A 2,054-nucleotide genomic window follows, 5' to 3' on the forward strand; every position below is an offset into this window, starting at 1 on the left:
AGCTCGTGAAGCAGCTAAAGCTCAGGCAGAAGCTGAAGCTCAAGCAGCAGTTAAAGCTCAGGAAGCGGCTAAAGCTCGTGAAGCAGCTAAAGCTCAGGCAGAAGCTGAAGCTCAGGAGGCAGCTAAGGCTCGTGAAGCAGCTAAAGCTCAGGCAGAAGCTGAAGCAGCGGCTAAAGCTCAAAAACCAGCTACACAACAACCTGTTGCAAAAGAAACTGAAACAAGTGCACCATCATCTTCTCGTGAGTTACGCGTTGTAGCAACAGCTTACACAGCAGATCCACTTGAAAATGGTTATAAAGCAGGCGACCAAGTAAAATCAGCTTTAGGTCATAACTTAACAGCTAATCCCAACATGAAACTTATTGCAGTTGATCCAAGTGTCATTCCATTAGGTTCAAAAGTATGGGTTGAAGGTTACGGAGTAGCAATCGCTGGTGATACTGGTGGAGCTATTAAAGGTAATAAAATCGACGTTTTAATGCCAGATAAAGGTTCATCAAGTAGCTGGGGACGTAAAACAGTTACAGTTAAAGTATTAAACTAGTTCGTATAAAAAAGTCAGTCTCATTGTTGAGGCTGACTTTTTTATGATTCTCATATTTTTCTTCTTCACTCCCGTCCAATTCTATTTCAACAGAAAAAAGAGGATGCCACAGCATCCTCTCCTTCTCTTCCTTATTCCACACAAGTAAACTGCGTCCAAGCTCCTACATAATCTAGTAAGAATAACTCTGCTTCTGCAATTGTACCGACAATATTTTTTCGTTCATCTATCGGCATTTCTTTTAGAATGATTTGTAGTTCACCTTTATACTTACCAAATGAATTGTTTCCAATTACAACTTGCCCTCTTTCCTGTCGTACACTTTCGCGCACCGGGAAGTCATAGTCTTTGTATTTCTTACGTACTTCTGTAGAACGTACCATATATTCTGTTATATCGCCGCGTCTTACATGTAATTCTTGTAGCGTGGCTCTCTTCTCTACTTCAGTCGCCTCGTCTACAAAGTGTACTTTTAACTGTAACATGTAACGATTTAAGTTTCCTAGTTTCTCTAACTCTTCTTCACTTGCATAAGCATTTCCGATAATAACGTCATCAATAAGCCCTGTCGCCCATAAATGTTTCGCTTGTACTTCAATCGGTAAGTTACGATGCTCTTCTAATGTACATAATCCGTCGTTAATATCCCATGGACCGATGTTAGCTGCATGTGACGTAATAAACGCTGCCGTGCGAATACCATGTTTTTTAAAGCGTTCACTACAGCGAATGAAATATTCGTATGGAAGTCCAGTAAATTTTTGCGGATAAAAGTTATGACAACCAATTAAAGCTGACTTATTTGCCTGATGCGAAAGAATATTTTCTAAGTACGCAATATCGTTACTTACGTTTAGCTCAATTTTTAAGCCATACGGGTTATTCGTCATTTTCGCTTCAGTTAATCCGTCAAACCCTAAATCTAATCGAATACCGTCTGCACCTAACTCTGCGAAAAATGATAGATCACTATAACTAATACCAAGCTGATCAAAGACAGCCGGAGCTACATCTAAAATAACTTCCATATTATTATCTTTTGCATGATGAATAATTTCTTTAAATTCAGCTACAATTTCTTCTTTCGGACGATTCACAGACAATAGGCATGTGAATATTCTTGAAAAACCGTGGCGTGCCGCTGCCGAAATGTATGCCATATCTTTTTCCTTCGTTGAATGCTCTGGATAAAGTGAAATTCCTAATTTACGCTCCATGCTTTTGCATCTCCTTCACACGTTGTATTAATGCCATGCTCGTAAATCTATATTTTGCAGATAAACATGTTGCACATAAAATCGTTGGTACAATAATTACGTACGGTGATTGTAAGCTTAGCATTACATAGGCACCCATTGAACTACCGATAAATACAATTGATACTAGTAGTAAAACTAATAAAGATTTACTTTGTACCCATTTTGAATAATGCGCAATACACTGCCCCGCTACAAATGTAATTAAGATGATAATTGCTCCGAGCATTTTTCTTTCTCCTCTCCTGCTA

At 38.9% G+C, this 2,054-nt stretch carries 3 protein-coding genes; 1 reads left to right on the plus strand and 2 read right to left on the minus strand.

Going from position 1 to position 2,054, the window contains the following annotated elements:
• Window positions 1–547, plus strand: a 547-nt coding sequence (locus MR079_RS28145) for a 3D domain-containing protein (protein WP_242295068.1), incomplete at its 5' end; no start/stop codon positions are given.
• A gap of 131 nt (window positions 548–678) precedes the next feature.
• Here MR079_RS28145 and MR079_RS28150 read toward each other — a convergent pair.
• Window positions 679–1,764: a DUF871 domain-containing protein gene (locus MR079_RS28150; protein ID WP_139868982.1), complete on the minus strand. Its 1,086-nt coding sequence runs from the start codon at window positions 1,762–1,764 to the stop codon at window positions 679–681.
• Complete coding sequence (locus MR079_RS28155) at window positions 1,754–2,032, minus strand: hypothetical protein (protein ID WP_000900037.1); 279 nt, start codon at window positions 2,030–2,032, stop codon at window positions 1,754–1,756. Before MR079_RS28155 ends, MR079_RS28150 begins: the two co-directional genes overlap by 11 nt.
• Window positions 2,033–2,054 lie beyond the last annotated feature (22 nt).

It is taken from the genome of Bacillus cereus group sp. BfR-BA-01381, assembly GCF_022663555.1.
Lineage (GTDB): Bacteria > Bacillota > Bacilli > Bacillales > Bacillaceae_G > Bacillus_A > Bacillus_A pacificus.